Consider the following 25664-nt stretch of genomic DNA (forward strand, 5'->3'; position numbering starts at 1 on the left):
ATCCAGCACAAATCCTGGATGCAAAAAAAACGCCCCCGGCCTTTCGACCGGGGGCGTTTTCATTGCGCCTGAGCTAACTCAGTTCTTGGCTTTCTTGGCAGCGCGGGTACGCTCGCCTTCGTCCAGGATCTTCTTGCGCAGACGGATCGACTTCGGCGTGACTTCGCACAGCTCGTCGTCCTGGATGAACTCCAGGGCCTGTTCCAGGGTGTGGCGAACTGGCGGCACCAGGGCGATGACTTCGTCTTTGCCCGAAGCACGCATGTTGTCGAGCTTCTTGCCTTTGGTCGGGTTCACGCCCAGGTCGTTGTCGCGGCTGTTCAGGCCGATGATCTGACCGTTGTAGATCTCCTGGCCGTGCTCGACGAACAGCTTGCCGCGCGCCTGCAGGGTTTCCAGCGAGTAGGTCAGTGCCTTGCCGGTCTCGACCGAAACCAGTACACCGTTCAGGCGGCCGGACATCTGGCCGGACTTCATGGTGTCGTAGCGATCGAAGATCGAGGTCAGGATGCCTGCACCGTTGGTCAGGGTCAGGAACTGGTTACGGAAACCGATCAGACCACGGGCTGGAATGTTGTATTCCAGACGAACACGGCCCTTGCCATCCGGCACCATGTTGGTCAGGTCGCCTTTACGCAGACCCATCTCTTCCATGACCTTGCCCTGGGCTTCTTCAGGGATGTCGATGGTGACGTTCTCGAACGGCTCCTGCTTGACGCCGTCGACTTCGCGGATGATCACTTCAGGACGGCCTACGGCCATCTCGAAGCCTTCACGACGCATGGTTTCGATCAGTACCGACAGGTGCAGCTCACCACGGCCCGAGACCTTGAACTTGTCTGGGGAGTCGGTTTCCTGAACGCGCAGGGCAACGTTGTACAGCAGCTCTTTGTCCAGACGGTCCTTGATGTTACGGCTGGTGACGAACTTGCCTTCTTTACCGCAGAACGGCGAATCGTTGACCTGGAAGGTCATGGAAACGGTCGGCTCGTCGACGGTCAGCGGCTTCATCGCTTCTACCGCGTCCGGGGCGCACAGGGTGTCGGAGATGAACAGCTCGTCGAAACCGCTGATGCAGACGATGTCGCCAGCCTGGGCTTCTTCGACGTCGACGCGGTGCAGGCCGTGGTGGCCCATCAGCTTCAGGATACGGCCGTTACGCTTCTTGCCGTTGGTGTCGATGGCGACAACCGGGGTGTTCGGCTTGACGCGACCACGGGCGATACGGCCAACACCGATAACGCCGAGGAAGCTGTTGTAGTCCAGAGCCGAGATCTGCATCTGGAACGAACCGTCACGGTCAACGTCCGGCGCCGGTACGTTGTCGACGATCGACTGGTACAGGGCGGTCATGTCTTCGCCCATGGCGGTGTGGTCCAGACCGGCGATGCCGTTCAGGGCCGAGGCGTAGACAACTTTGAAGTCCAGCTGCTCGTCGGTGGCACCGAGGTTGTCGAACAGGTCGAAGATCTGGTCCAGAACCCAGTCAGGACGCGCGCCCGGACGGTCGACCTTGTTGATCACGACGATTGGCTTCAGGCCGGCTTCGAAGGCCTTCTTGGTCACGAAGCGGGTTTGCGGCATAGGGCCGTCCTGGGCGTCGACCAGCAGCAGCACGGAGTCGACCATCGACATTACACGCTCAACCTCGCCACCGAAGTCGGCGTGGCCGGGGGTGTCGACGATGTTGATGTGGTAGCCGTTCCAGTTGATGGCGGTGTTCTTCGCCAGAATGGTAATGCCGCGCTCTTTTTCCTGGTCGTTGGAGTCCATGACGCGCTCGTCGTTGAGCTCGTTACGCTCCAGGGTGCCGGACTGACGCAGGAGTTTGTCGACCAGGGTGGTTTTACCATGGTCAACGTGGGCGATGATGGCGATGTTACGCAGATTTTCGATCACAACTGTATCTCGATCAGAGGATTCGGTTGCCGCCAGTGTAGGCGGCGAATATGTACGGTTTGAGGCTCAGCGGGCCCGGTGGTCGGGAGGGCGATGGCGGATACTGCCGCCATACAGCCCTGGGGTCTTATGTCGGACGATAAACACGCACATTGGCATGTCCCTCACTGAGCAGGTGGTGTGCGTGCAAACGGCTCATCACACCTTTGTCGCAATACAGCAGGTACTGGCGCGTGGGGTCCAGGTGCTTGAACTTGCTGTTGATCGCGTAGAACGGCATGGCCTGGACTTCGATACCGTCCAGTGCCAGAGGTTCGTCTTCCTGGGCGTCGGGGTGACGGATGTCGATGATGATCTGGCCCGGCAGCGCCTCGGCCACTTCCTCGATCTCGATGTCCTTGCCCAACTCGTCGATGACGTGGTCGATGGAGATGAACTTGGCGCGCTCCAGGGCACGCTCCAGCACCGCCATGTCGAACTGCTTCTCTTCGTGCTCCATGCGGTGACGCTTGGCATGGGTGGTCGGGTTCACCGAAATCACGCCGCAGTACTCGGGCATGTGCTTGGCGAAGTCGGCGGTGCCGATTTCGGTGGCCTGGTCGATGATGTCCTGCTTGTGGCTGGCCAGCAGCGGGCGCAGCACCAGCTTGTCGGTGGCCGAGTCGATGATCGACAGGTTCGGCAGGGTCTGGCTGGACACCTGTGAAATAGCCTCGCCAGTGACCAGCGCGTCGATCTGCAGCCGGTCGGCCATGTGCGCGGCGCCGCGCAGCATCATGCGCTTGAGGGTCACGCCCATGTAGCTGTTGTCGACCTTGTTGAGGATCTCGCCGACCACTTCCTCGAACGGCACGCTGATGAACAGCACGCGCTGGCTGCTGCCGTACTTCTTCCACAGGAAGTGCGCCACTTCCATCACGCCCAGCTCGTGGGCGCGCCCGCCGAGGTTGAAGAAGCAGAAGTGCGTCATCAGGCCACGGCGCATCATCTGGTAGGCGGCCACGGTGGAGTCGAAACCACCGGACATCAGCACCAGGGTCTGCTCCAGGGCGCCAAGCGGGTAGCCGCCGATGCCGTTGTGCTGGTTGTGGATCACGTACAGGCGCTGGTCGCGGATCTCGATGCGCACCAGCACTTCGGGTTTCTTCAGCTCGATGCCGGCCGCGCCGCATTGCTGGCGCAGCTGGCTGCCGACGTAGCGGTCGACGTCCATCGAGGTGAAGTTGTGGTGGCCGCCGCGCTTGCAGCGCACGGCGAAATACTTGCCGGCCAGCAGGTGACCGAAGTGCTGCTTGCACTTCTCGACGATGTCGTCGAAGTCGCCCAGCGGGTACTCCTGCACCTGCAGGAAATGGGTGATGCCCGGGGTGCAGCGCAGGCGCTCGATCATTTCGCGCTGGATCTTTTCGTCGTCGATGCGGGTGACCACCTCGAGATTGTCCCAGACGCCATCGACCGCGAGCTCAGGATCGAGGTCCTTGAGCACGTTGCGGATGTTCTTGCTGAGCTGACGGATGAAGCGCTTGCGCACCGGCCGGCTCTTGATGGTGATCTCTGGGAAGACTTTGACGATAAGTTTCATTGGTTTAACAGCGCGCGCAGGGCCTGCCGAAAATGAGGGGCGCGAATTATATCGGAAATTGCTCAGGTTTTGACCAACTTTTGATCAGAAGCTTTGAGATAAATGAATGCGCGAGGTTTTGCGCTGCCTGTTACGGCCCTTTCGCGGGTAAACCCGCTCCCACAGGGACCGCACAGATTCCCTAGGCTGTGCAAATCCTTGTGGGAGCGGGTTTACCCGCGAAGATGACACCTCGGTGCCTGGCACGGGCTACGTCCGTGTTCACCGGTAAACCCACAGTTAGCGAGACACTATCTACCCTCTACGGGAGCACACCCGGCTGCGATGGGCCTATATAAGGCATCACCCAGCCCTTCATGCACCACTATGGTGCGCTAGACCCTCAAGCCGCCCTCAATGCGTGCACGATTCTCTCCCGCGGCTACCCTACATGCCCGCCAACGCCGCTTTTTGTCCGCGGCTCGCCATTTTCGGGCACTGGCATGCAATTTGCTCTCTTGTGAGGCAGGTACGCTTGGCCGACTATCCGCGCCTGGCAACACCCTTTTTCCAGAGCAGCGGCCCACCGCGCTCTAGACCATCCGGAGGACAACATGTCGAAGTCGGTTCAACTCATCAAAGATCATGACGTCAAGTGGATTGATCTGCGTTTCACGGACACCAAAGGTACTCAGCACCACGTGACCATGCCGGCGCGTGATGGCCTGGACGAAGACTTCTTCGAAACCGGCAAGATGTTCGACGGTTCCTCCATCGCTGGCTGGAAAGGCATCGAAGCCTCCGACATGATCCTGCTGCCGGACGACTCCACCGCCGTGCTGGATCCGTTCACCGAAGAGCCGACCCTGATCCTCACCTGCGACATCATCGACCCTGCCAGCATGCAGGGCTATGACCGCGACCCACGTGCCATCGCCCGTCGCGCCGAGGAGCACCTCAAGGCCACGCTGATCGGTGACACCGTGTTCGCCGGCCCGGAGCCTGAGTTCTTCATCTTCGACGAAGTGAAGTTCAAATCCGACATCTCCGGCTCGATGTTCAAGATCTACTCCGAGCAAGGCTCGTGGATGTCCGACCAGGACGTGGAAGGCGGCAACAAAGGCCACCGTCCAGGCGTCAAAGGCGGCTACTTCCCGGTTCCGCCGTTCGACCACGACCACGAAATCCGTACCGCCATGTGCAACGCACTGGAAGAGATGGGTCAGACCGTCGAAGTTCACCACCACGAAGTGGCGACTGCCGGCCAGAACGAAATCGGCGTCAAGTTCAACACTCTGGTGAAGAAGGCCGACGAAGTTCAAGCGCTGAAGTACGTCGTGCACAACGTTGCCGACGCCTACGGCCGCACCGCTACCTTCATGCCTAAGCCACTGTACGGCGACAACGGCTCGGGCATGCACGTGCACATGTCGATCTGGAAAGACGGCAAGAACACCTTCGCTGGTGAAGGCTATGCCGGCCTGTCCGACACCGCCCTGTACTTCATCGGCGGCATCATCAAGCACGGTAAGGCCCTGAACGGCTTCACCAACCCGGCCACCAACTCCTACAAGCGTCTGGTACCTGGCTTCGAAGCCCCGGTAATGCTGGCCTACTCGGCTCGCAACCGCTCGGCCTCGATCCGTATCCCTTACGTTTCCAGCCCGAAAGCCCGCCGTATCGAAGCGCGCTTCCCGGACCCGGCGGCCAACCCGTACCTGTGCTTCGCCGCCCTGCTGATGGCCGGCCTGGACGGTATCCAGAACAAGATCCACCCAGGCGACGCCGCCGACAAGAACCTGTACGACCTGCCGCCTGAAGAGGCGAAAGAGATCCCACAGGTTTGCGGCAGCCTGAAAGAAGCCCTGGAAGAGCTGGACAAGGGCCGTGCGTTCCTGACCAAGGGCGGCGTGTTCTCCGACGACTTCATCGATGCCTACATCGAGCTGAAATCGGAAGAAGAGATCAAGGTCCGTACCTTCGTGCACCCGCTGGAATACGAGCTGTACTACAGCTGCTGATCTGATCGACGCCCCGCGTCGGTGACATCAGGACGGCCTCCCTAGGGAGGCCGTTTGCATTTCTGCATCGCCTTCATCTGGCAAACCCTGCAGCCACACCTGGCGACACTCGATTCAGGTTGTGCGCCCCACCCTTGCCCAGGTCCGCGCCAGCAGCCCGCTGTGCAAAACCTGACGAGCGCCCTATGCTCCATATTGGTGCATCTCCAGGCCTTACGCCCCAGCATGCACCCCACTTTGGGTCAAGTGAATCGATTAACCAAAGCTTTATGTCCTGAATTAGCGCGAATACAGGCTTTTATCCGCCATTTCCGCTTCTTTTCAGAGCCTTGGTTTGGTTCTTGCATTTTCATCGCATCCAGCACGTCATCCGTGCGCGCCCCAGCCCTGGCCGGGGCGCCAAAAGAGTGCCAACAGAGGTCAACGACGCCTTATGACCATCAGCGATGCACAGCACCGTCTGCTTCTGGACAACCTGACCACGGCCACGCTCCTGCTCAACGCCGAGCTGCGCCTTGAGTACATGAACCCGGCGGCGGAAATGCTCCTGGCCGTCAGTGGCCAGCGCAGCCATGGGCAGTTCATCAGCGAGCTGTTCACCGAATCGGCCGAGGCACTCAACTCGCTGCGCCAGGCGGTGGAGCAGGCGCATCCGTTCACCAAGCGCGAAGCCCAGCTGACCTCGCTGACCGGCCAGAGCATCACCGTCGACTACGCCGTCACGCCGATCCTGCACCAGGGCAATACCCTGCTGCTGCTCGAAGTGCACCCGCGTGACCGCCTGCTGCGCATCACCAAGGAAGAGGCGCAGCTGAGCAAGCAGGAAACCACCAAGATGCTGGTACGCGGCCTGGCCCACGAAATCAAGAACCCGTTGGGCGGCATTCGCGGCGCAGCGCAGCTGCTGGCCCGCGAGTTGCCCAACGACGGCCTGCGCGACTACACCAACGTGATCATCGAAGAAGCCGACCGGCTGCGTAACCTGGTCGACCGCATGCTCGGTTCGAACAAACTGCCGTCGCTGTCGATGACCAACATCCACGAAGTACTGGAGCGCGTGTGCAGCCTGGTGGAGGCGGAAAGCCAGGGCGGCATCACCCTGGTGCGCGACTACGACCCGAGCCTGCCGGACGTGCTGATCGACCGCGAGCAGATGATCCAGGCCGTGCTCAACATCGTGCGCAATGCCATGCAGGCCATCGGCGGGCAGAACGAACTGCGCCTGGGCCGCATCACCCTGCGCAGCCGCGCCGTACGCCAGTTCACCATCGCCCACGTGCGCCATCGCCTGGTGGCCCGGGTCGAGATCGTCGACAACGGCCCGGGCATCCCCGCAGAGCTGCAGGACACCCTCTTCTACCCCATGGTCAGCGGCCGCCCGGACGGTACCGGGCTGGGCCTGGCCATTACCCAGAACATCATCAGCCAGCACCAGGGCCTGATCGAGTGTGAAAGCCACCCCGGCCACACCGCCTTCTCGATCTACCTGCCCCTGGAACAAGGAGCCACCGCCTCATGAGCCGAAGTGAAACCGTCTGGATCGTCGATGATGATCGCTCCATCCGCTGGGTCCTGGAGAAGGCCCTGCAGCAGGAGGGCATGACCACCCAGAGCTTCGACAGCGCCGATGGCGTGATGGGCCGCCTGGCACGCCAGCAGCCTGACGTGATCATTTCCGATATCCGCATGCCCGGTGCCAGCGGCCTCGACCTGCTGGCCCAGATTCGCGACCAGCACCCGGGCCTTCCGGTCATCATCATGACCGCGCACTCCGACCTGGACAGTGCCGTGGCCTCCTACCAGGGCGGCGCCTTCGAATACCTGCCCAAGCCGTTCGACGTCGACGAAGCGGTGTCGCTGGTCAAGCGTGCCAACCAGCACGCGCAGGAGCAGCAAGCGCTGGAGGTGCCCCAGGCACTGGCCCGCACCCCCGAGATCATCGGTGAAGCACCAGCGATGCAGGAGGTGTTCCGCGCCATCGGCCGCCTGAGCCACTCCAACATCACCGTGCTGATCAATGGCGAATCGGGTACCGGCAAAGAGCTGGTGGCCCATGCCCTGCACCGCCACAGCCCGCGCGCGGCTGCGCCGTTCATCGCCCTGAACATGGCGGCGATCCCCAAGGACCTCATGGAGTCCGAGCTGTTCGGCCATGAAAAAGGCGCGTTCACCGGCGCCGCCAACCTGCGCCGTGGCCGCTTCGAGCAGGCCGACGGCGGCACGCTGTTCCTCGACGAAATCGGCGACATGCCCGCCGACACCCAGACCCGCCTGCTGCGCGTGCTGGCCGACGGCGAGTTCTACCGGGTTGGCGGCCACGTGCCGGTGAAAGTCGATGTGCGCATCATCGCCGCGACCCACCAGAACCTGGAAACCCTGGTACAGGCTGGCAAGTTCCGCGAAGACCTGTTCCACCGCCTCAACGTGATCCGCATCCATATCCCGCGCCTGTCTGACCGGCGCGAAGACATCCCGACCCTGGCCCGCCACTTCCTCGGCCGCGCCGCCCAGGAGTTGGCAGTCGAGCCCAAGCTGCTCAAGCCGGAAACCGAAGAGTTCATCCGCAACCTGCCGTGGCCGGGCAACGTGCGTCAGCTGGAAAACACCTGCCGCTGGATCACCGTGATGGCCTCCAGCCGCGAGGTGCTGATCGGCGACCTGCCGCCGGAGCTGCTCAACCTGCCGCAGGACGCAGCGCCAGTGACCAACTGGGAGCAGGCCCTGCGCCAGTGGGCCGACCAGGCCCTTGCCCGCGGCCAGTCGAGCCTGCTGGACAGCGCCGTGCCCAGTTTCGAGCGGATCATGATCGAGACCGCGCTCAAGCACACCGCCGGGCGGCGTCGTGATGCAGCGGTATTGCTGGGCTGGGGGCGCAATACCCTGACGCGCAAGATCAAGGAATTGGGGATGAAGGTCGATGGCGGGGATGATGATGAGGGTGACGAGCACTGATACTCGACGCTGAATCGCATCGCGGGGCAAGCCCGCTCCCACGCCTCCTCCTGGCAGGGATGGGCGTGGGAGCGGGCTTGCCCCGCGATGGCATTCAGCCTGACACATGCTGTGCTCATTGGTTTGGGCATACGTGGGTCTCTCGACCTACCGTGTTGTTTTCCTTATCGAGGATAACGACATGGACAGCCCCTCCTCCCACCGACTGCGTCGCGGTCGTTTTTCCGAGCCAGGCCGGGCCTATCTGCTGACCAGCACCACCAAGGACCGGCTGCCCCTGTTCCTCGACTTCCAGGCGGCGCGCTGTATCCCACCTCATTTCGCTCAGGCAGAGGCCGAAGGCTCGGTCCTGAGCCTTGCATGGGTAATCATGCCCGATCACGTGCATTGGCTGATTCAACTCAAAGACGACACCCTTTGCACTGTCATGCGTCGCTTCAAATCACGCAGCCGTTGCTCGTTGTACAAGATGGGCAAGCTCAACGGGCAGCTATGGCAAGCCGGCTATCACGACCGCGCACTCAGACGCGAAGAGGACCTGCGAGGCTTTGCAAGGTATGTGGTCGCTAATCCCGTAAGAGCAGGACTGGTCAGCCGCGTTGGAGACTATGCGCACTGGGATGCGATCTGGGTTTAAGGGGAGATTGCAATCGCGGGGCAAGCCCGCTCCCACGACAAATCGCGTTCTTGTACGTGGTAGCGGGCTTGCCCCGCGATATGCACCGAACCTGTGCCCCTTGCACCTTGCGAAGGCACAAATCCCCTCGAAACCCGGCCAATTCGCCCTGAAGGCCAGTATTTCCGGGTATTTCAAAACTGGCACGCCCCCTGCAATAACCAATGCAACTCCAGTTTCGGGGGCCTCGGTACAGGCAGGCCGGGAAAGCCCCTCTTTTATTCGCAGCAGCAACACCGTTTCGGGGACCCTGGTACAGGCAGGCCGGGAAATCCCCCTTTTATTCGCCACGGCAACCCGCTTTGGGGACCTCGGTACAGGCAGGCCGGGACATCCCCTCTTTTATTCGTGCAGCCTCACCTGCACCTTCCAGCGCCCGTCGTCCTCTGCACCTGACCATTCCCCTTGCAGGGGGCGCGCGGCAATCAGCGTCAGCAGCAAGCCTTCCTTGCCCTTCTGCACCCGCCAGCCCACCGGCTTGCCCTGCAAGAACAACTGGCCGCGCTGGGCCTTGCCCTCGGCCTGGAACACCAGCGCCACGGTGCCTTCGACGTTCTCGCCATGCAGCTGGGGTTCTTCGTTGAACCACAGGTCCAGGCCATCCTGCACCACCTCGACCTGCTGCAGCACCCGCTCGTCCGGGGCGGTCAGGCGGCCGATCATCAGGCCCACCATCAACCCGACGATGGCCAGCGACAGGATCATCTTCGGCAACGCCTTCGAACGCATATCGGGTTCGGGGGTAGAATGCCCGTCATCTTCACGCTTGGAGCCGTGCATGTTTCACGTCATCCTTTTTCAACCTGAAATTCCGCCGAATACCGGCAACATCATCCGCCTGTGCGCCAACAGTGGCTGCGCCCTGCACCTTATCGAACCGATCAGCTTCGAACTCGACGACAAGCGCCTGCGCCGCGCCGGGCTGGATTACCACGAGTATGCCACGCTCAAGCGCCACGAAAGCCTGGCCGGATGCCTGGAAAGCCTGGGCAACCCGCGGCTGTTCGCCTTCACTACCAAAGGCTCGCACCCGTTCCACGAAGTGGCCTACCAACCGGGCGATGCCTTCCTGTTCGGGCCCGAGAGCCGTGGTTTGCCGGCCGAGGTGTTGGATAGCCTGCCGGCGGAGCAGCGCCTGCGCCTGCCGATGCGTCCAGGGTGCCGTAGCTTGAACCTGTCCAATACCGTGGCGGTGACGGTGTATGAGGCTTGGCGGCAGAACGGGTTTGCCGGGAGTTGATGGATTGCCTGTTCCGGCCTCTTCGCGGGTAAACCCGCTCCCACAGGTACAGCACCATCTGTGGGAGCGGGTTTACCCGCGAAGAGGCCAGTGCAGGCAAACAAAAAAAGGCGACCGAAGTCGCCCTTTTTCATGACCGCTGCAATTACTGCATGGTCGGCACTTCACCAGCGTCCTGCATGCGCTGCATTTCTTGCGCGTACAGGGCGTCGAAGTTGACCGGCGACAGCATCAGCGCCGGGAACGAACCACGGGTCACCAGGCTGTCCAGGGTCTCACGGGCGTACGGGAACAGGATGTTCGGGCAGAACGCGCCGAGGGTGTGGCTCATCGAGGCCGCGTCGAGGCCTGCGATCAGGAAGATACCGGCCTGCTGCACTTCGGCGATGAACGCCACTTCTTCACCATTCTTCACGGTGACCGACAGGGTCAGCACCACTTCGTGGAAGTCACCTTGCAGGGCTTTCTGGCGGGTGTTCAGGTCCAGCGAGACATTCGGCTCCCACTGCTGGCGGAAGATCTGCGGGCTCTTCGGAGCCTCGAACGACAGATCGCGCACGTAGATGCGCTGCAGGGAGAACTGTGGGCTGTTTTCTGCAGCCGCGCCGTTGGTCTGTTGGTCAGTCATGGCAGATCCTTATCCTAATGTTTTCGAATGCAGTGCAAAGTCAGGCCGCCAGCAGCGCGTCGAGCTTGCCCGCGCGCTCCAGGGCATAGAGGTCATCGCATCCACCGACGTGCGTACTGCCGATCCAGATCTGCGGTACCGAAGTACGGCCGGCCTTCTGGCTCATTTCGGCGCGCAGCTGCGGCTTGCCGTCGACCTTGATCTCTTCGAACGCCACGCCCTTGCTCTCGAGCAGGTACTTGGCGCGCATGCAGTAGGGGCAGTAGTCGCTGGAGTAGACGATGACGGGCTTCATATCACTTCACCAGGGGCAGGTTATCGGCTTTCCAGCTGGACACGCCACCGCTGAGCTTGGCCGCGGTGTAACCAGCCTTGAGCAGCTCGCGGCAGATGGTGCCGGACTGCTGGCCCATCGCGTCGACGACGATCAGGGTCTTCTCTTTATGTTTTTCCAGCTCGGTCATGCGGTTGACCAGCTTGTCCTGCGGAATGCTCACCGCACCGACGATGTGCCCGGCGGAATACTCCTTGGCAGGACGAATATCGATGACCAGCGCCTTGTCGGCGTTGACCAGCGCGGTCAGCTGGCCGTTGCTCAGGCTCTGGCCACCACGACGCACTTCGTTGATCAGCAGCAGGACCAGCAGAACGACGAAGATCGCCACCAGGATGAAGTGATCTGTCGCGAATTGAATCAGGTGAGCAACCATCGGGGGTGTTCCAGGCGATTGAAAATGGCGGCCAGTATACACAGCCCCCCATGACCACCAAAGCCCGCCGGGCCACCCGCAAAACAGCCTTCATGTTGCATATCCGACAGCGCTGGTCGGACAAGGGGAGGAATATTCGCCGTCGGTGGCGGATTTGCCCTAAAATGCGTGTCTTTATCATCTTTGAACAACCGTGAGTTTGATTGATGACGAGTACGCCTAAACCCCTGGTCCTGATTATCCTGGATGGCTTCGGACACAGCGAAAGCCCCGAATACAACGCCATCTTCGCCGCCAACACACCGGTCTACGACCGCCTGCGCGCCACCCAGCCGCACGGTCTTATCTCCGGGTCCGGCATGGACGTGGGCCTGCCCGACGGGCAGATGGGCAACTCTGAAGTCGGTCACATGAACCTCGGCGCCGGCCGCGTGGTGTACCAGGATTTCACCCGGGTCACCAAAGCCATCCGCGACGGTGAGTTCTTCGAAAACCCGGTGCTCACCGGCGCGGTAGACAAGGCTGTCAGTGCCGGCAAGGCCGTGCATATCCTCGGCCTGCTCTCCGACGGTGGCGTGCACAGCCACCAGGACCACCTGGTGGCCATGGCCGAACTGGCCGCCCAGCGTGGCGCCGAGAAGATCTACCTGCACGCCTTCCTCGACGGCCGTGACACCCCGCCGCGCAGCGCCCAGTCATCCATCGAACTGCTCGACGCCACCTTTGCCAAGCTGGGCAAGGGCCGCATCGCCAGCCTGATCGGCCGCTACTACGCGATGGACCGCGACAACCGCTGGGACCGCGTACAAGCCGCCTACGACCTGATCGTCGACAGCACCGCGCAATACACCGCCGACAGCGCCGTAGCCGGCCTCGAGGCCGCCTACGCCCGTGACGAGAGCGACGAATTCGTCAAGGCCACGCGCATTGGCGATGCGGTCAAGGTCGAGGATGGCGACGCCGTCATCTTCATGAACTTCCGCGCCGACCGTGCCCGCGAGCTGTCGCGGGTGTTCGTCGAGCCTGACTTCAACGAATTCCCACGCGCCCGCCTGCCGAAACTGGCTGCCTACATCGGCCTGACCCAGTACTCGGCGAAAATCCCGGCGCCGGCGGCCTTTGCGCCGTCCAGCCTGAACAATGTGCTCGGCGAGTACCTGGCGAAGAACGGCAAGACCCAGCTGCGCATCGCCGAAACCGAGAAATACGCCCACGTCACCTTCTTCTTCTCCGGTGGCCGTGAAGAGCCGTTCGAAGGCGAAGAGCGCATCCTGATCCCGTCGCCGAAGGTCGCCACCTACGACCTGCAGCCGGAAATGAACGCCCCCGAGGTGACCGACCGCATCGTCGAGGCCATCGAGCAGCAGCGTTTCGACGTGATCGTGGTCAACTATGCCAACGGCGACATGGTCGGCCACACCGGCGTGTTCGAGGCCGCGGTCAAGGCGGTCGAGGCCCTGGACACCTGCGTCGGCCGCATCGTCGAGGCACTGGAAAAAGTCGACGGCGAAGCGCTGATCACCGCCGACCACGGCAACGTCGAGCAGATGGAAGACGCCTGCACCGGCCAGGCGCACACCGCCCATACCAGCGAGCCTGTGCCGTTCATCTACGTCGGCAAGCGCAAGGTCAAGGTGCGTGACGGCGGCGTGCTAGCCGACGTGGCGCCGACCATGCTCAAGCTGCTGGGGATGGAAAAGCCTGCGGAGATGACCGGCACCTCGATCCTGGTTGATCAATAAGGTCCCGTGGGAGCGGGCTTGCCCCGCGATTGCGATCGCGGGGCAAGCCCGCTCCCACGAGCACTGCGATCACATTTGCGCATGAAATCCAGACAAACGCCTCGCCGCACATGCCGCGAGGCGTTTTTTTTGCAAGCCCGCGCGGGCATACTAGGCCAGTCTCCATCCTTGGTACGCCCAACCCCATGCTCCGCGCCCTGTTCCTACTCGCCCTGTCATGCCTGCTCGCCCCGGCCTTCGCCGACGAGCGCGCACAGACCCAGCAACAGCTGGACGCCACCCGCCAGGACATTGCCGAGCTGAAGAAGATGCTGGGCAAGCTTCAGGAGGAGAAGTCCGGCGTGCAGAAAGACCTCAAGTCCACCGAGACCGACATCGGCAACCTGGAAAAACAGGTGGAGGCACTGCAGCAAGAACTAAAAAAGACCGAGGGCGAGCTGGAGCGCCTTGATCACGAGAAAAAAAAACTCCAGAGCGCCCGCGTTGAACAGCAACGCCTGATTGCCGTCCAGGCCCGTTCGGCCTACCAGAACAACGGCCGCGAGGAATACCTCAAGCTGCTGCTCAACCAGCAGAACCCCGAGAAATTCGCCCGCACCCTCACCTACTACGACTACCTGAGCAAGGCGCGCACCGAGCAGCTGCGCACCTTCAACGAGACCTTGCGCCAGCTGGCCAACGTCGAGCAGGACATCGGCCGCCAGCAGGAGCAACTGCTCACCCAGCGCGCCGACCTCGACAGCCGCCGCCAGGCGCTGGTCGGCGAACGCGACAAGCGCCAGCAGGTACTGGCCAAGCTCAACAGCGACATGAAAGAGCGCGACCAGAAGCTGCAGTCCCGCGAGCAGGACCAGGCCGACCTGGGCAAAGTGCTCAAGACCATCGAGGAAACCCTCGCACGCCAGGCCCGCGAGGCGGAAGAAGCGCGCCAGCGCGCACTGCTGGCCAAGCAGGAAGAAGAAAAACGCCGCAAGGAACAGGCACTGGCGCGCAACCAGCAAGCGGAACCGGAAGAGCCCCCGAAAAAGGCCCGTACCACGCTTGGCCCGGTGGTTTCCAGCGACGGCGCGAGCTACGGCGGTGCATTTTCTGCAGCCCGGGGAAAACTTCCATGGCCAGTCAATGGTCGACTGCTGGCACGCTTTGGTGACATGCGCGGCAGCGATGCCCGGGCCAAGTGGGACGGCGTGATGATCAGCGCCAGCGCCGGCACCCAGGTACGCGCCGTACACGGCGGACGCGTGGTATTCGCCGACTGGTTGCGCGGCGCCGGGCTTCTGGTCATTCTCGACCACGGCAATGGTTATTTGAGCCTGTACGGCCACAACCAGAGCCTGCTCAAGAGCGCCGGCGACATCGTCAAGGCCGGCGAAGCCATCTCCACCGTCGGCGACAGCGGCGGCCAGGACAGCGCCGGCTTGTACTTCGCGATTCGCCAGCAGGGCCGGCCCACCGACCCTGCGCAATGGTGCCGTGGCTAAACTACTTTTACGGCGCGGCGCGTGAAAACGCCGGGCCGATGCTCCCGCAAGGGGCGCCTACAGGATCAGGAGTTCGTTCGACATGCTGCACTCGCCTCGCCTCACCCAGCTGGCCCTGACCATTGCCCTGGTCATCGGCGCGCCCCTGGCGCTCGCCGCCGAGCCGGCCAAGCCTGCCGCTGCCGCCAAGCCGGCCACGGTACCGGCCACCGAGGTGACCGCCAAGGCGCCGCTGCCGCTGGAGGAGCTGCGCACCTTCGCCGAGGTCATGGACCGCATCAAGGCCGCGTATGTAGAGCCCGTCGACGACAAGACCCTGCTGGAAAACGCCATCAAGGGCATGCTCAGCAACCTCGACCCGCACTCGGCCTATCTCGGCCCTGAAGACTTCCAGGAGCTGCAGGAAAGCACCAGCGGCGAATTCGGCGGCCTGGGGATCGAAGTCGGCCAGGAAGACGGCTTCATCAAGGTCGTTTCGCCGATCGATGACACCCCGGCCTCCCGCGCCGGCGTGCAGGCCGGCGACCTGATCGTCAAGATCAACGGCGCCCCGACCCGCGGCCAGACCATGACCGAGGCAGTCGACAAGATGCGCGGCAAGGTCGGCGAGAAGATCGTCCTCACGCTGGTACGCGACGGCGGCACGCCGTTCGACGTGACCCTCACCCGCGCGGTGATCCAGGTCAAGAGCGTGAAGAGCCAGCTGCTGGAGAACGACTACGGCTATATCCGCATCACCCAGTTCCAGGTCAAGACCGGCGAAGAGGTGGGCAAGGCCCTGGCCAAGCTGCGCAAGGACAACGGCAAGAAGCTGCGCGGCGTGGTCCTCGACCTGCGCAACAACCCCGGCGGCGTGCTGCAAGCCGCAGTGGAAGTGGCCGACCACTTCCTGACCAAGGGCCTGATCGTCTACACCAAAGGCCGCATCGCCAACTCCGAACTGCGCTTCTCGGCCGACCCGGCCGACGCCAGTGAAGGCGTACCGCTGGTGGTACTGATCAACGGCGGCAGCGCCTCGGCGTCGGAGATCGTCGCCGGTGCCCTGCAAGACCAGAAACGCGCCGTACTGATGGGCACCGACAGCTTCGGCAAGGGCTCGGTGCAAACCGTGCTGCCGCTGGCCAACGACCGCGCGCTCAAGCTCACCACCGCGCTGTACTTCACCCCCAACGGCCGCTCGATCCAGGCCCAGGGCATCGTCCCGGACATCGAAGTGCGCCCGGCCAAGCTCACCGCCGAAACCGACACCGAGAACTTCAAGGAAGCCGACCTGCAGGGTCACCTGGGCAACGGCAACGGCGGCGCCGACCGCCCGACCGGCAGCGCCAAGCGCAAGGAGCGCCCGCAGGACAACGACTTCCAGCTCAGCCAGGCCCTCAGCCTGCTCAAGGGCCTGAACATCACCAAGGGCGAATAAGCACACCCCATGCGTTACCTGCTGTCCCTGCTGTTCTGCCTGCTGGCCGGCGCCGCGCACGCGGCCCCGGCCAAGGCCTACCTGAGCATCATCATCGACGACCTCGGCCAAAGCAGCGAGCGTGACCAGCGCACCCTGGCCCTGCCCGGCCCGGTCACGATGGCGATCATGCCCGACACCCCCCACGCCACCACGTTCGCCCGCCAGGCGCACAAGGCCGGCAAGACGGTGATCCTGCACATGCCCATGGACCCGGCCACCGGCCCCTACGCCTGGCATCCCGGCACCCCGCTGCCGGAGCTGGCCCAGCGCCTGGACGCCGCCCTGGTCAAGGTGCCCTACGCCGCCGGCATCAACAACCACATGGGCAGCCGCATGACCTCGCAAGCCGAACCCATGGCCTGGTTGATGGGCGAGTTGCAGCGCCGCCATCTGTTCTTCGTCGACAGCCGTACCAGCGCCGCCACGGTGGCGGCGGCCAAGGCCCAGGAGATCGCTCTGGCCCATGTCTCACGGGATGTGTTCCTCGATGACGTGCGCACGCCCGAGGCAATCAGCGCCCAGTTGCAGCAAGGCATCACCCTGGCGCGCAAGCAGGGCTCGGCCGTGCTGATCGGCCACCCCTACCCGCAGACCCTGCAGGTGCTGGAAAAGGAGATGCCCCGGCTCAAGAGCCAGGGCATCGAGCTGATCCCGCTGCGCCAGATGATCGCCGAGCGCAGCAACCTGGCCATGCCCGCCCATGGCAAGGGCGGGCGCTACCAGAACCGCTGATGCGTCAACGCAAGAACGGGATGATGTCCTTCACCTGCGCATAGGTAATGGGGCCACGGTGTATTCGCTGGCCCTCGGCTGCCAGTTTCTGCGCATCCTCGCGGCCATAGAACCGCTGCTGCCAGGTCTTCAGGTGGCCTCGCGTGAATGCAGTGGGGCCATCGTCAGCGTGCTCGAAGTGAAAATGCGCCACCCAGAGGGCTCGCCCCTTGCCATCACCCGGCCGGGCCAGACGCAAGACGCGGTATTCATCCATGGCACTGCCATCGGCGATCTGTCGGCGCCCAGACTGATACTCGACCCTGATCAGCCCTTGCTCATGCATGAAGGCCAGCGCCAAGGCATCAGGGTGACGGGTCTTGTCGAAGAGCTCGACGAGCAACGCGGTCCTGCGCTGTGACCACAGTTCGATCTGCGCCTGCAATCGCTCGAGCAGCCCAGCACCATCGACTACGCCCGACAGGCCGTCGACGGCCACCCGCAAGGCGTCCAGGTAACCATCGAGCAGCCTCGTCAGTTTGCCGCTGCGCACATCGCCATCGACATACTCCCTGGCCATACGCTCCATTTCCCCGTGCTCGGCCAACAGCGACTCGGCTTGCGCTCGCGCGTCGTCGACCGCCTGCACCGGTGTGGGAGTGCTGTCGACGACTTCGATCCAGCCTCCTGCATCATCGGCAGCGAAGCGATGCAGCAGCTCATCGGTAAACGGCTCACGCACCTCGAGCCCGGTCACGCCCCCGGTCTCTACCGGCGTGGCAATCACCAATACGCCCTTGCTGGTGCGTACCGGCAACTGACGCGCCTGGGTCGTCACGTAGGCCGGGTAGCGGGCTGGCGGCGGCACACCATCCTGTTCCGCAATCGCTTCGACCAGCTGCTCGCTGACCATGCGCTTGAGTGCCTTGAGTTCCTCGGCGTACTGCCCGAGCCGGTCGAGCTCGACCAACCGGCCCCCATTGCCGGCAATATCCAGGCCGTTGATGATCGCCGTGGAGTACTCGTCCCAGGCGGTCTGCAGGATTTCGATACGGTCTGCCGCAGAAAGGTTGCCAGTGCTCAAGCCGGCATGGGCGCTGGCTGCGCTTTTCAGCGTCTCGCCGGCCAGGGCATCGCGGTAGCGAATCAGCTGGCGCGCATGGCCCAGCTGGTCGAGGTGCAGTGCCAGGTCGGCGTAGTTCATGGCCTGGTGGAAGCGCAGTTGCACGCTCGGAATCGTCCGGAAAGACACCAGTCGTTGCGCGGTGATCGGCTCGGAAGTGCTGATCAGAAGTGTTTCAGGCGCAATCTGCGGCAGGAAGGCGTCCAGGTCGAGGCTCGCCTTGAGCATGCTGGCCTGGCTCCCCACCGTATTGGCCAGGTAGCGCCTGTACAGGCGATAGTCGTCCAGCACGTCCGCCACCGGGCGCCCATTGAGGATGCCAGAGAGCCTGTGCAGCTCGGGGTAATCGGCCAGGCGCCGCAGCTCGTCGAAGATGTTCCAACTGTTGATCACCAGCATGTTTCGCGCCGCTTCGAGGTACGCCCTGAAGTTCTCCTCGGTGTACATCGCCCTAACGTCGCGAAAGCGCTGCAACTCCAGCAGTTGCGGGATCTTGTCCATCACCGACCGATCAGTCTCCACCGCCTGCTGGAGATTGGCGATGACCGAGCGGCGCATATCGTCCATTTGCGCGGACTTGAGCGCGATTTGCTGCCGATGGAAAGTAGCCAGTTTGCCAGCCTGATCGGAAGTAAAGGCGCCGTCCCGGTTTTGCACCACATCGGCCAGGCTCTGCTCATGCAGGTCCAGCTTCTCGTCCAGTTCGATGACTTGCAGGGTATCGCTCACGATTCGCTGCCTGAGCCGTTCTCCTTCATCGATGTTGGCGTTCATCTCCCGACCAAGATGATCGTACTGGGATTGGCGGCTGGCTCCGCGCCCTCGCCCCTTGGGCATGCCGCCGAAGAACCCCTCGCGCACCTTCCACTGCTCACCCCGCCACAACCAGGGCCCTAACTGCCCCTCGGGGCCGACCACACGGACCTGCTCACCCCATTGCCGAACCTGGAAGCGCTCGCCGTACAACAGCACGTAGCGCTCACCGGCATGTCGGTAGTAACCCTCGGCGTCTTCACCGATACCACGCAGCTCGACGGTTGCAGCCAGGTGCCGCAAGGCCTTGAGCTGAGCGGCAGGCCCAGGCCCCCAGCCCGTGGCATGGACTACCGGGCCCACTTCGACGTCCTGCAAGGCACCCGGCAGGTGGGTACGCCCCATCTGCACCGGGACCGCAGCCAGCGCCGGCACGCCCTGGGGCCTGGCGATATCGAGCGGCGGCGCAGGCGGCACAGGCTGTCGAGCCTGGGGTAGGCCGACATGTCCCAGCAGCATGGACAGGTTGGCGACCAGATCCAGTACCGCCAGCGATCGTTCGGCATCGCTGCCCTGCTCCAGCGCCTGCGCGTCATCGTTCACGGCCGCGAGCAACAGCGCCAGCCATGTTACCGCCGCAATAGGCCCACGCAGCAACGGCGTGACGATGTTGAACAGCAGCCAACCTCCCTCGAGCAAGCGTTGCCAGCGGCTCTGGGCGTTGGACACAACCTGGCGCCGAGCGAGATCTACCATCGCCTGCAACTTGTGCATGAACAGGTTGATGTCGGTATCGGCGAGCCAAGGCTGGAACGACAACCGCGCCGGGTTGCCCAGCGATTCGAACGCTTCGTAGATGGGCACCAGCACGCCACCCGCCGCTTCTTGCCAACCCGTGATCCTGTGGGGCCGGGTGAACCCACCCGCACCATAGATGGCTCTGGCCTCATCGCCCAGCCACTGCAGCACACTGCCCTGCAACGCAGCGTCCTGATCGATGGCGTGCATCAGGGCATCGGCATCAGCGAACTGGCGCAACGGTGCATCCGCATAGAGAGGGCGATAGAGCAGCAGCACCTGGGATTGCCGAAGGCGAATGACGAACATGCAGGTCACGGTGTCCAACCGCCGATAACCAGGGACCGCGAATGCCAGAGGCGCGATATCGAGGGTCGACTTCAGGTCGAGGTTGCCGCGACAGAACTCTGCCAACACTTGCCACGCCTCGAGATCCAGCCCGCCCCGGACCTTGAGCTTCAAGGCATCGAACAGCAATTGGCTACGCCACTCGCGAGCGAAACACCGAATCCGGGCATCCCGTGTGAGCGGGTCACTCAACGCCGTGCTGAGGTAGGCGGGGTAATGCCCGCCGATATCTACCCGGCCAACCAATGCCTGTACATAGTCCGCAGTCATCCAGTCGGCGATCAGCTGCCCGTGGCGGTGAGCGATCGCAACGATACCGCCGTGCTCCAGTGCCGCCAGATTGCCAATGGCAAACTCGGTCAAACTCAATGTGCGCCGCGTCACCACGCCATCGCCCGGCCCCGTGGCAACGCCACCCGGTACGCCCTGAGCGCTCTGCACCGTGAGAATCAGGTCGTCGGCAAAGTAGTTCGCCTCTTGCGGATAGTCGGCCAACATCTGCTGACGCAGGTGCTCTCGGCTGTAGGCATGAAGATCCAGCACACCATCGAGTGATGACTGACCTTTGGACAGCGCCTGCTCGACAGCCAGGTCCAGCATGGCCGTCTGATACTCGAAACGGTCCTGGCTGGAGGCCTGCACCAGCCAGTCGGGCACGGCGAGCCCTGGGGCCTGCTCGTCGAAATATGCGGCTTCGAAGAACAGCGTGGACGGGTCGCTCAACTGCGCGAACCAAGCCTCCAGCTGCTCGACCGAGTCGATCGACAGCCATGGCAAGTGATCAAGCCGGGACAGCATCCAGCCGAGCAGCAAGCCGGACTGCTGCAGCAAAGGTTCGCCTTCCAGCGCGTAGCGGCTCCAGGACAACCTGTCGAAGCGGTGGCGGTACGCCAGCCGGTCACGCAGGTCGATGGCAAACGCGTCCAGGGACGTGTAAGCATGCACCTGCCCTGAGGGCTGGCAACAAATCATCAGGCGCGTCTCGTCGCGCTCCAGCGACACCAGCAAGTCGGGGAGCAGTTCATGTTGCTCCTCCTGCCCCACGCTCATCGTCACCTCGATGGCGTTGATCTGCATCGAGGCAGTTCGCCCCCCCAGCAGTTCATACAGGCACGTCCTGGCCTCCTCGGTCAGCGACTGTACTTGAGCGCTACCCAGTAGCGCTGTGCGCAACGCCTGCTGCATCCAGCGATGCCGGCTTACGCCACAGTCGTCGGGCGCCAGGCACGGCGCGGCGTTCCAGAAGTCGACCTGGGCCTGGCAGAAAGCCGCTGGCAGATCCCTCACAAGATCATTGAAAGCCTCCGTCACCCCATGCAGCGCTCGAGTATCCAGCGCGCTGTGCGAGGCGGGAAAGCGGTAGGGATCCTCCACCCCCAGGTTGTAGGTTCGCGCCCCGAGCGCTTCCAGGTTCATAGGCGCGCCCCCGAGCAACGCCTGCAGCACGACGTCCACCAGCGGCGCCGTGCCCCAGTAATCCGCATCGGGAACAGGACTGTCGAGCATGATGGGGTCGGCGTCATCCAGCGCAGGCTGGACCTCGGCTATCCAGGCAAATTTCGTGGCCAGCAACTTGAGGATTTGCTGGCTGGCGACCTGACGCAGGGTGGGGCGATCGGCAAACTGCCTGGCGCACGCCTGTTTAAGGCTGATCGAGGTGGTGTTTGACATGGTTCTGGTCCTTTTGCATGACGGACAAAAGGATGCGCTCGCGCCACGACCGCACAGGCACTACATATAGCTGTCGCGCAGTGTTTGTGCGCCTCTGGCGAGCAGAAACGAAAGAGCCCGGTTCTGACGAACCGGGCTCCTGGCATTGCATCAGCCGATATCAGCTGTACACGCGCCCCAGCAACTGGCGGTGGCTTTCGAACTGATCCAGCACGTCACGCACGATCTGCTCGCGGGTGAAGCCCATCAGGTCGTATTCCTGGCTGCCGTCGTGCAGGTACACCTCGGCGCGGTAGAAGCGCTGCTGCACCTCTGGCTCGCCTTCGACCGGCGCCTCGCTCGGCGCGGCCAGGTAACCATCCAGGCTGGCTTCGTAGACGAAGGGGTTGCCCTCTTCCATCATCACCCGCAGGCCCATCATGTTGCGCGACTGGCCAACACGGGTCTCGACCTCGAAGCCCAGGGTGCGCAGTTGTTCGGCGGCTTCCTTGAGCGCCGGGCTCACCTGCTTGTCCATGAAGCGCTGCACCACGGCCTGGGTCGGCTGCAGGTCCAGCTGGCTCAGGCGCTCGCTGAAGCCGCGACGGCCACGGGCGGCCAGTTCGGCGCGCTCGCTCTCGACCGCGACGTCCTGCTTCATCGCCTTCATCAGGCCGAACATGAACAGCACCAGCACCACCGAGAACGGCAGGCCAGCCAGCACCACCATGGTCTGCATGGCTTCGAAGTTACCGGCGAACAACAGGCCAATGGTTACCAGGGTGATCACCACCGACCAGAACACCACCATCCAGTGCGGGGCGTCTTCGTCCACCTTGCCGCCTTTGCACGACAGGTTGGCCATCATCACCGCGCCCGAGTCGGCCGGGGTGAGGAACAGCACGAAGCCGACGAACACTGCCACGCCGATGACGATTTTCGACGCCGGGAAGTATTCGAGTAGCTGGTAGATCGACATCGACGGCTGTTCGAGCGCGGTCTTGCCGAGCTCCACCGCGCCCTGGTTGATCACCAGGTCCAGCGCGGTGTTGCCGAAGATCGACAGCCAGGCCAGGGTGAAGCCCAGCGGGATCAGCAGCACGCCGCTGACCAGTTGGCGCACGGTACGGCCCTTGGAAATACGGGCGATGAACATGCCGACGAACGGGCCCCAGGAGATCCACCAGGCCCAGTAGAACACGGTCCACAGGCCCAGCCAGCGCTCGGACTTGTCGCCCGCGCCTTCATACACATAAAGGTCGAAGGTCTTCAGCACGATGCCGTTGAGGTAGTCGCCGATGTTCTGCACGAAGGCGTTGAACAGGTGCAGGGTGTTGCCGGCCAGCAGCACGAAGATCAGCAGGCCGCTGAACAGCAGGATGTTCAGGTTGGACAAACGACGAATGCCATTTTCCACGCCCGACACCGCAGCGATGGTGGCCACGCCAGCCATGGTCAGGATCACCGCCAGCAGGTTGGTCTTGCTGTGGTCCATGCCGAACAGGTACTCGAGGCCCGAGGCCACCTGCATCGAACCGATGCCGAGGTTGGTCACCAGGCCCAGCAGGGTGACGAACATGCCGAAGATGTCCACGGCATGGCCGGCACCGCCCTTGACCCAACGCTCACCGACCAGCGGGTACAGCGCCGAGCGCAGTGCCAGCGGCTGGTTGTGACGGTAGGCGAAGTAACCCACGGCCAGGCCCACCAGGGCGTAGATCGCCCAGCCGTGCAGGCCCCAGTGCAGGAAGGTCAGTTGCAGGCCCTGGCGCGCGGCCTCGAGGCTGGCAGGGGTGCCTTCCGGTGGGTTGAAGTAGTGGTCCAGCGGCTCGGACGCGCCGAAGTACAGCAGCGAGATACCGATACCGGAGGAGAACAGCATGCCGGCCCAGGCGCCGTAGCTGAAATCGGGGGTGTCGTCCTTGCCGCCCAGCTTGAGCTTGCCGTAGTCGGAGAAGGCCAGGTAAACGACGAACAGCAGGTAACCGCAGATTACCAGCATGTAGTACCAGCCGAAGGTGCGGGTCAGCCATTTCTGGGCGACACCGAGCACCTGGCCGGCGGTTTCGGGTACAGCGATCAGCAAGGCCGTCAGCACGAGAATCAGCAGCGCCGAGGTGTAGAACACCACGCGGTTGACCCGTACCCGCTCGGCAGGTGGGTTGGTTAGGGAGGCAGAACTCATTGCACGAATGCTCCGGGCAGTGCGGCAGTGGAGGCTAAACAGTTATTTCCGACGCAATTGGTGCAATAGCCCTACAGCGTCAGGTGTTATAAAAGGCACCCTGGAAACCGTGATCCCGATTAGAAACGTTGCAAGAAAACAGACGGGTGACCTGTCGCCGATCCGCATCTCCGTTGAGGAGTGTGCGCATTCGCCACAGCCACCAGGCCCGCTCCAAGGGCCGACCGCGCAGCCTGTGACCGCTCGGCAGAATCTGTCTTTGCATCGCTCATGCCCGTCAACGCCTTGTATTCCGGGGGTTACGCGATTTCCTGGGGTGTCAATCCGTGTCCCGTTGACCGCTTGAAAACTGTCAATGGCACAAATTGTCGCAGAGCTTATTCTTTATTGATTGAACGTTCAATCAAAACAAAATAGACTGGCCTTCGCCGAGTCAGCCGCCCGTCGTCTGCTCGCAGGCCTGAGGAGATAGCAAGATGCCCAAGGTCGGTATGCAACCCATCCGCCGCCAGCAGTTGATCGAAGCCACCCTGCAGGCGGTCGATCAGGTCGGACTGGGGGACGCCAGCATTGCGCTGATTGCCCGTTTGGCCGGCGTGTCGAACGGCATCATCAGTCACTACTTTCAGGACAAGAACGGCCTGATCGCAGCGACGATGGGCTACATCATGAGCATGCTCAACGAGGGCGTGGCCGCACGTCGCCAGGCCCTGACGGACGACAGCCCGCGCGCTCACCTGAAGGTGATCATCGAAGGCAACTTCGATGCGAGCCAGGTGAACGGCCCGGCAATGAAAACCTGGCTGGCCTTCTGGGCCTCCAGCATGCACCAGCCGTCTTTGCACAGGTTGCAGCGGATCAACGATCACCGCCTGTATTCCAACCTGTGCTGCCAGTTCCGCCGCGCCCTGCCGCTCTACCATGCGCGCAAGGCTGCCCGCGGGCTGGCGGCCTTGATCGACGGCCTCTGGCTGCGTGGCGCCTTGTCGGGTGACGCATTCGACACCGACCAGGCGATACGGATTGCTTACGAATACATGGATCTACAACTGGCTAAACAGCACACCCTGGACACCAACGACCAGGCCGCTGAACCACCGCGCACAGCCACTGGCCAACCGGCAGGAGCGTGACGCGGCAGCCAACCACACACTGCACTTGCGAGGACACTATGGCCCGTTTCGGAACGCAAAAACTCTACATTGATGGCGCTTACGTCGACGCTGGCAGCGATGCCACCTTCGAAGCCATCAACCCGGCCACCGGCGAAGTCCTCGCCCACGTGCAGCGCGCCACCCAGGCGGACGTCGAGAAGGCCGTCGAAAGCGCCGAACGCGGCCAGAAAGTCTGGGCCGCCATGACTGCCATGCAGCGTTCGCGCATCCTGCGCCGCGCCGTCGACATCCTGCGCGAGCGCAACGACGAGCTGGCCCAGCTGGAAACCCTGGACACCGGCAAGTCGTACTCCGAAACCCGCTACGTCGACATCGTCACCGGCGCCGACGTGCTGGAGTACTACGCAGGCCTGGTACCGGCCATCGAAGGCGAGCAGATCCCGCTGCGCGAATCGTCCTTCGTCTACACCCGCCGCGAGCCACTGGGCGTGACCGCCGGTATCGGCGCGTGGAACTACCCGATCCAGATCGCCCTGTGGAAATCCGCCCCGGCCCTGGCCGCCGGCAACGCGATGATCTTCAAGCCATCGGAAGTCACCTCGCTGACCACCC

General features: G+C 63.0%; 19 protein-coding genes. 11 read left to right on the forward strand and 8 right to left on the reverse strand.

What is annotated here, in order from left to right; all coding sequences use genetic code 11:
- Positions 1–78: 78 nt before the first annotated feature.
- Positions 79–1899, reverse strand: a complete 1821-nt coding sequence (gene typA, locus F6X61_RS24710; protein WP_110995311.1) for a translational GTPase TypA — start codon at positions 1897–1899, stop codon at positions 79–81.
- Positions 1900–2026: 127 nt separating this feature from the next.
- Entirely contained in the window at positions 2027–3481 is a 1455-nt protein-coding gene (gene thiI, locus F6X61_RS24715) for a tRNA uracil 4-sulfurtransferase ThiI (RefSeq protein ID WP_153788959.1), read from the reverse strand.
- Between the two features lie 593 nt (positions 3482–4074).
- Between thiI and glnA the strand changes: the two genes are divergently transcribed.
- The 4 genes from glnA to F6X61_RS24735 all read left to right on the forward strand — a co-directional run bounded on the left by glnA (position 4075) and on the right by F6X61_RS24735 (position 9070).
- Complete coding sequence (gene glnA, locus F6X61_RS24720) at positions 4075–5481, forward strand: type I glutamate--ammonia ligase (RefSeq protein WP_110995313.1); 1407 nt, start codon at positions 4075–4077, stop codon at positions 5479–5481.
- Positions 5482–5914: 433 nt separating this feature from the next.
- Positions 5915–7000, forward strand: a complete 1086-nt coding sequence (gene glnL / locus F6X61_RS24725; RefSeq protein ID WP_153788960.1) for a nitrogen regulation protein NR(II) — start codon at positions 5915–5917, stop codon at positions 6998–7000.
- Positions 6997–8433 (forward strand): nitrogen regulation protein NR(I), encoded by a 1437-nt coding sequence (ntrC, locus tag F6X61_RS24730; protein WP_153788961.1) that lies wholly within the window; start codon positions 6997–6999, stop codon positions 8431–8433. The genes glnL and ntrC overlap by 4 nt, the downstream gene beginning before the upstream one ends.
- A gap of 181 nt (positions 8434–8614) precedes the next feature.
- A complete protein-coding gene (locus tag F6X61_RS24735) occupies positions 8615–9070 on the forward strand; it encodes a transposase (RefSeq protein ID WP_153788962.1) in 456 nt (151 codons plus the stop codon).
- 381 nt (positions 9071–9451) lie between these two features.
- Here the strand turns inward: F6X61_RS24735 and F6X61_RS24740 are convergent, their stop codons facing one another.
- Positions 9452–9889 (reverse strand): hypothetical protein, encoded by a 438-nt coding sequence (locus tag F6X61_RS24740; RefSeq protein WP_153788963.1) that lies wholly within the window; start codon positions 9887–9889, stop codon positions 9452–9454.
- Here F6X61_RS24740 and trmL point away from each other — a divergent pair.
- On the forward strand, positions 9888–10349 hold the full coding sequence (trmL, locus tag F6X61_RS24745) for a tRNA (uridine(34)/cytosine(34)/5-carboxymethylaminomethyluridine(34)-2'-O)-methyltransferase TrmL (protein WP_054884254.1): 462 nt from the start codon (positions 9888–9890) through the stop codon (positions 10347–10349). The two genes, F6X61_RS24740 and trmL, sit on opposite strands and share 2 nt — an antisense overlap.
- A gap of 145 nt (positions 10350–10494) precedes the next feature.
- On the opposite strand, the gene secB is transcribed toward trmL, so the two are convergent.
- Genes secB through F6X61_RS24760 form a run of 3 tightly spaced genes read right to left on the reverse strand, consistent with a single transcriptional unit; the run spans position 10495 to position 11687 of the window.
- On the reverse strand, positions 10495–10977 hold the full coding sequence (gene secB, locus F6X61_RS24750) for a protein-export chaperone SecB (protein ID WP_153788964.1): 483 nt from the start codon (positions 10975–10977) through the stop codon (positions 10495–10497).
- A 40-nt stretch (positions 10978–11017) separates the two neighbouring features.
- Positions 11018–11272, reverse strand: a complete 255-nt coding sequence (gene grxC, locus F6X61_RS24755) for a glutaredoxin 3 (protein ID WP_110995319.1) — start codon at positions 11270–11272, stop codon at positions 11018–11020.
- Position 11273: 1 nt separating this feature from the next.
- Positions 11274–11687, reverse strand: a complete 414-nt coding sequence (locus F6X61_RS24760; RefSeq protein ID WP_153788965.1) for a rhodanese-like domain-containing protein — start codon at positions 11685–11687, stop codon at positions 11274–11276.
- 206 nt (positions 11688–11893) lie between these two features.
- Between F6X61_RS24760 and gpmI the strand changes: the two genes are divergently transcribed.
- The 4 genes from gpmI to F6X61_RS24780 all read left to right on the forward strand — a co-directional run bounded on the left by gpmI (position 11894) and on the right by F6X61_RS24780 (position 17101).
- On the forward strand, positions 11894–13429 hold the full coding sequence (gene gpmI / locus F6X61_RS24765) for a 2,3-bisphosphoglycerate-independent phosphoglycerate mutase (RefSeq protein ID WP_153788966.1): 1536 nt from the start codon (positions 11894–11896) through the stop codon (positions 13427–13429).
- A 185-nt stretch (positions 13430–13614) separates the two neighbouring features.
- Entirely contained in the window at positions 13615–14910 is a 1296-nt protein-coding gene (locus F6X61_RS24770; protein ID WP_153788967.1) for a murein hydrolase activator EnvC, read from the forward strand.
- Positions 14911–14992: 82 nt separating this feature from the next.
- Positions 14993–16327: a S41 family peptidase gene (locus F6X61_RS24775; protein WP_110995323.1), complete on the forward strand. Its 1335-nt coding sequence runs from the start codon at positions 14993–14995 to the stop codon at positions 16325–16327.
- A 9-nt stretch (positions 16328–16336) separates the two neighbouring features.
- Positions 16337–17101 (forward strand): divergent polysaccharide deacetylase family protein, encoded by a 765-nt coding sequence (locus F6X61_RS24780; protein ID WP_153788968.1) that lies wholly within the window; start codon positions 16337–16339, stop codon positions 17099–17101.
- Between the two features lie 4 nt (positions 17102–17105).
- Here F6X61_RS24780 and F6X61_RS24785 read toward each other — a convergent pair whose 3' ends face one another.
- Together F6X61_RS24785 and F6X61_RS24790 are read right to left on the reverse strand one after the other, a co-directional pair.
- Positions 17106–21773, reverse strand: coding sequence for a DUF6543 domain-containing protein (locus tag F6X61_RS24785; protein WP_153788969.1), 4668 nt, complete (start codon positions 21771–21773; stop codon positions 17106–17108).
- 160 nt (positions 21774–21933) lie between these two features.
- Positions 21934–23937: a BCCT family transporter gene (locus F6X61_RS24790; protein WP_125465881.1), complete on the reverse strand. Its 2004-nt coding sequence runs from the start codon at positions 23935–23937 to the stop codon at positions 21934–21936.
- A gap of 476 nt (positions 23938–24413) precedes the next feature.
- Between F6X61_RS24790 and betI the strand changes: the two genes are divergently transcribed.
- Both betI and F6X61_RS24800 read left to right on the forward strand, forming a co-directional pair.
- Positions 24414–25070 (forward strand): transcriptional regulator BetI, encoded by a 657-nt coding sequence (betI, locus tag F6X61_RS24795; RefSeq protein WP_153788970.1) that lies wholly within the window; start codon positions 24414–24416, stop codon positions 25068–25070.
- A gap of 38 nt (positions 25071–25108) precedes the next feature.
- On the forward strand, positions 25109–25664 hold a 556-nt coding region (locus F6X61_RS24800; RefSeq protein ID WP_153788971.1), incomplete at its 3' end, for an aldehyde dehydrogenase family protein.

This window comes from Pseudomonas sp. EMN2 (assembly GCF_009650555.1).
GTDB classification, from domain to species: domain Bacteria; phylum Pseudomonadota; class Gammaproteobacteria; order Pseudomonadales; family Pseudomonadaceae; genus Aquipseudomonas; species Aquipseudomonas sichuanensis.

Bases quoted from the DNA above. Each gene is read 5' to 3' on its own strand.
- F6X61_RS24735 (WP_153788962.1), top strand. From the start codon at position 8,615: ATGGACAGCCCCTCCTCCCACCGACTGCGTCGCGGTCGTTTTTCCGAG.
- F6X61_RS24770 (WP_153788967.1), top strand. From the start codon at position 13,615: ATGCTCCGCGCCCTGTTCCTACTCGCCCTGTCATGCCTGCTCGCCCCG.
- glnA (WP_110995313.1), top strand. From the start codon at position 4,075: ATGTCGAAGTCGGTTCAACTCATCAAAGATCATGACGTCAAGTGGATT.
- thiI (WP_153788959.1), bottom strand. From the start codon at position 3,481: ATGAAACTTATCGTCAAAGTCTTCCCAGAGATCACCATCAAGAGCCGG.
- grxC (WP_110995319.1), bottom strand. From the start codon at position 11,272: ATGAAGCCCGTCATCGTCTACTCCAGCGACTACTGCCCCTACTGCATG.
- F6X61_RS24760 (WP_153788965.1), bottom strand. From the start codon at position 11,687: ATGGTTGCTCACCTGATTCAATTCGCGACAGATCACTTCATCCTGGTG.
- ntrC (WP_153788961.1), top strand. From the start codon at position 6,997: ATGAGCCGAAGTGAAACCGTCTGGATCGTCGATGATGATCGCTCCATC.
- glnL (WP_153788960.1), top strand. From the start codon at position 5,915: ATGACCATCAGCGATGCACAGCACCGTCTGCTTCTGGACAACCTGACC.
- F6X61_RS24790 (WP_125465881.1), bottom strand. From the start codon at position 23,937: ATGAGTTCTGCCTCCCTAACCAACCCACCTGCCGAGCGGGTACGGGTC.
- F6X61_RS24740 (WP_153788963.1), bottom strand. From the start codon at position 9,889: ATGCACGGCTCCAAGCGTGAAGATGACGGGCATTCTACCCCCGAACCC.
- F6X61_RS24780 (WP_153788968.1), top strand. From the start codon at position 16,337: ATGCGTTACCTGCTGTCCCTGCTGTTCTGCCTGCTGGCCGGCGCCGCG.
- trmL (WP_054884254.1), top strand. From the start codon at position 9,888: ATGTTTCACGTCATCCTTTTTCAACCTGAAATTCCGCCGAATACCGGC.
- F6X61_RS24785 (WP_153788969.1), bottom strand. From the start codon at position 21,773: ATGTCAAACACCACCTCGATCAGCCTTAAACAGGCGTGCGCCAGGCAG.
- gpmI (WP_153788966.1), top strand. From the start codon at position 11,894: ATGACGAGTACGCCTAAACCCCTGGTCCTGATTATCCTGGATGGCTTC.
- F6X61_RS24775 (WP_110995323.1), top strand. From the start codon at position 14,993: ATGCTGCACTCGCCTCGCCTCACCCAGCTGGCCCTGACCATTGCCCTG.
- secB (WP_153788964.1), bottom strand. From the start codon at position 10,977: ATGACTGACCAACAGACCAACGGCGCGGCTGCAGAAAACAGCCCACAG.
- betI (WP_153788970.1), top strand. From the start codon at position 24,414: ATGCCCAAGGTCGGTATGCAACCCATCCGCCGCCAGCAGTTGATCGAA.